The sequence below is a fragment of the Pedobacter sp. HMWF019 genome, assembly GCF_003061025.1.
Classification (GTDB): Bacteria; Bacteroidota; Bacteroidia; order Sphingobacteriales; family Sphingobacteriaceae; genus Pedobacter.
Genome location: NZ_QAIL01000392.1, coordinates 1 through 3,507, shown reverse-complemented (window position 1 = coordinate 3,507; position 3,507 = coordinate 1). Strand labels below are relative to the sequence as shown.

Below are 3,507 nucleotides of genomic sequence, written 5' to 3'. Positions count from 1 at the left end.
ATATAAATCCTAACTTTGGACAATGATATCTAAATACTTCCTGATCGCATGCCTCAGTTTCTGCACCTTCCTCTGCAAAGCCCAGGTTTCGGGCCTGAAAGATCTGGAAGCCTGTATTTCCAGATCAGCCGTGCGCGTTGGTGATTCTCTGGTCAGTAAAGGCTGGAAGCTGGACATTGCCATGACCGGAAACTATGAGAACGATTATTACCACACTTTTTCATTTGGGAATCTTAAAACTGATCCTACCCGAGCGCTCGCCTGGCTCAGGATCCACAACACAGAACCAGCAGTAAACCGGGTGTATTACCAGGCCCCCGATAAAGCCGCCTATACCCTGTTATTAAAGGAAATTGAAGCCCTTCAGCCAGATAAATCAGATGGCCAGATTGTAGACAATCAGATTTTAACCATTTACAGCACTAAAAATTTTATTTATCAAAGTATTGTTACCAGTACTTCTTATATCATTGCGGTCATTGCCCCGGCTTATTTTAAGGATCAAACACAAAATCCTTAAAATAAATCTATATTTTTATTCAAATCTGTTTAAGTGTTTGCAATAAATGTTAAACAATCGTTAACTTTGTTCTAAACATTATCAATCAACAGAACAGTGCTCACAGGTTTTATTAATTTTATAAACTATCAAAGAAAAATAGGTTTTATCACCTGTACTGATACACAAATCAGTTTTATACTTTTGGCCCATGACAATCCTGACCTGGACTTTGACAAATTGTTTCTCAATGACAGGGTCACCTTTGAACAAAGAGATGGGAAATATGGGCATCATGCCGTAAACGTACGTAAAACAGACAGCGGGATTACTTCAGTAAGCGCTGCGCCCTGAATAAATTATCAGCTGCTTGCTCTATTTTAGCCCTTAATTTGGGATTATAATTTTTATGCTGTTCCAAAAAAGTCCGCACCACTTCAAAAGCAGCTTTACTCTGATAACTTCCTAAAGTTGTCTGCAACCAGGAGGCTGGAAAGAAAATATCACCAGTTACCTGAATTTCCTGCAGCAAATCAAGACTTTTTGGAAGATACTTCACAGAAGACTCCTGGCGCAATGGATGATGCAGATAGTACAGCGCAGCCAGTACATTAGATTCCTTTGCGCGGTTTGATTTCAATTCTAAACTGCTAAAAAACTGATCTCTTACCTGCTGATCAGCAGATACAGCTGGCTGGATAAATTCAAATCTGCTTCTTCGGTCTGGATTACTGATCCGGCTCAGCTGAGTTTGGAGTAAAGAAGGATCTGATTGCCCTTTCAAAGCCAGAGACATAGATAATGATGTATAGTCGTCTTCAGTAAGCTTAATACCTTCCGGTGCTTGCTGGCTTTTCCAAATCGTGTACAAACGATCGCCTGCAGATTGACTCAAATAGATATCCTGATAGGTTTTAAAGAGTATTTTTTTATTGTTTGGAGAACCCTCCAGACGGATGGCATTCCACAAAGAGTCTTCCAGTTGAGGAGCCAACTTAAGGCGTTCGGCAGCCGATGTGAAATTCCAGAAAATACTACTGATGTACCCATTGATTAGTTTCAGATTCAGTTCATCGGTTTCCTTATCCAATCCATCAGTAAAAAGCTTGAGCAGCCCTTCCGGATCAATCGTTTTTCCATTAAGCATATTCTCATACATAGAAATATAGGCAGAAGCCCTTCTTAAAGGTTTTTCTATTCTGTACAAGCTTTTAAACATAGCCGTATCAACCGGCCATACTCCATATCCTTGACCGGAAGAATTGAACAGGATAAAAGAGGGTTTCTCCATTCCCGCAACCTCTTTCAAGTTTAATTTCCCATCATTCAACTGTACGCTGATTTCCTGGCTGTAATTAGGATAGAAAAAGGTCAGTTCAAAGATCTGCGGCCAGACACGCTTATTCCCATATTCAGGTTTCTGAGTAATGACAAAACTGGCGATCTTGTTGTCTTTAACCTCCAGATTGTAATCGATTAAGGGCCGGCCAGTTTCGTTAACCCACACTTTGTTCCAGGTTTGCAGATCTACAGGTGCATATTTCCCAAGGATATTGATTAAATCCGGCCAGGAAGCATTACCACCCGCAAATTTCTTCAGATACTCCCTAACTCCCTTCTGGAACATTTCAGCTCCCATCATCCTTTCCAACTGCCGCATCATAACTGGTGCTTTATGATAAATAATATTACCATACAAATTACCTGCATCTTTTAGATTATCCAAATCCTGCCTTATGGGATTAGCCCCGGTTGTACGGTCTACATTATAGGCTGCAGGAAAATGATCTACTAAAAACTTCAGATCAAATTCATCTGTTCCTCCCGCATCCGCATTACTTTTATCTGCCATAAAATTGGCAAAAACCTCTTTCATCCAAACATCGGTAAACCAGTTCATTGTGACCATGTCACCAAACCACATATGGGCCGTTTCATGGGCAATCAGATTATTTCTCGCATTAATCTGATCTTTTGTAGCGCCATTATCGAGAAAAAGCGAAGAAGCTTTGTACTGTATAGTTCCCGGATGCTCCATTCCTCCGAATTGAAAATCCGGAATGGCCACAAAACCAAACTTCTGGAAAGGATAGGGAATCCCAGTCCATTCCTGAAAATACTTTAGGGCATCTGTATGAATGGTGAAAATTTCCGGGATACTTTTATTCAGCTTAGCGGTATCTGTTTCCCTGAATAAAAATGAAGTTTTAAATGCAGAAACCAATCCTTCGGTTTGTCGGAAATCTCCCGCAGCAAAAGCAAAAAAATAAGTACTCAGCAAATCCGATGTCTTAAAATGATAAGTTTTCTGGCCGTCTTTCACAATAGAATCTTTTAAAGCACCGTTAGCCATTGCTTTCCATTGTTCAGGAATCCGCAGTGTAAGCGCGAAGGTTGCTTTCAAATCGGGCTGATCAAAACATGGAAAAACGGTTCTGGCCCGGTCTGGAACAAATAAGGTGTACAGATAATCTGTATTCCTGTTTAGAGCACCCTCTCCCGCCTGAAAGTCAATACGGACTTCATTTTTACCTGCTTTAAGATATTTTTGGCCAATCACCAGGTGTTCTTTCAACAACTGAACAGCAACGGGTTTGTTATTGACAATGACAGACTTGATCTTATCCGCATTTTCTTTAAAATCAATCTGCAATGGATAAACTATACTGGCCAGCTGAAAATTAAGTACCGCCCTGGCTTGTATGGCCTCACTTTTCTGCGCTGGAATCGTAAATTCCAGGTTATACTGTACTTTGTTGATCACAGATTTCCGGTACTCTGCCAGTTTTTTGGACACCCCCACTTCTACTATAGGCTCAGTGGCTGTTTTGGCAATCTGGCAAATGGACTTTTGTGAATAACTGATTAATAGGAGGAGCGTTAAAAATGTGGGATACAGGAGAGTTTTACGCATACCGGACATAAACGTTTGTTATTAAAGATGAAGGTTTTACTGGAAGAGCGGAATTTCTTATAGCTAAAATACAATAATTTAAACACATATGTAG

At 40.3% G+C, this 3,507-nt stretch carries 3 protein-coding genes; 2 read left to right on the top strand and 1 reads right to left on the bottom strand.

From position 1 onward, the window contains the following. Positions 1 to 22: 22 nt before the first annotated feature. Both DBR11_RS21295 and DBR11_RS30665 read left to right on the top strand, forming a co-directional pair. Positions 23 to 520, top strand: coding sequence for a hypothetical protein (locus tag DBR11_RS21295; protein WP_108554634.1), 498 nt, complete (start codon positions 23 to 25; stop codon positions 518 to 520). 96 nt (positions 521 to 616) lie between these two features. Continuing rightward, positions 617 to 853 carry a cold shock domain-containing protein gene (locus DBR11_RS30665; protein WP_158275353.1) on the top strand — a complete coding sequence of 79 codons (237 nt, stop codon included), beginning with the start codon at positions 617 to 619 and terminating at the stop codon, positions 851 to 853. Here the strand turns inward: DBR11_RS30665 and DBR11_RS21285 are convergent. Beyond that, positions 828 to 3,413, bottom strand: coding sequence for a M1 family aminopeptidase (locus DBR11_RS21285; protein WP_108554637.1), 2,586 nt, complete (start codon positions 3,411 to 3,413; stop codon positions 828 to 830). The genes DBR11_RS30665 and DBR11_RS21285 overlap by 26 nt on opposite strands. Positions 3,414 to 3,507 lie beyond the last annotated feature (94 nt).

What these genes read in the sequence shown, in the direction of transcription:
- DBR11_RS21285 (WP_108554637.1), bottom strand. Translation starts at nt 3,413, where the DNA reads ATGCGTAAAACTCTCCTGTATCCCACATTTTTAACGCTCCTCCTATTA.
- DBR11_RS21295 (WP_108554634.1), top strand. Translation starts at nt 23, where the DNA reads ATGATATCTAAATACTTCCTGATCGCATGCCTCAGTTTCTGCACCTTC.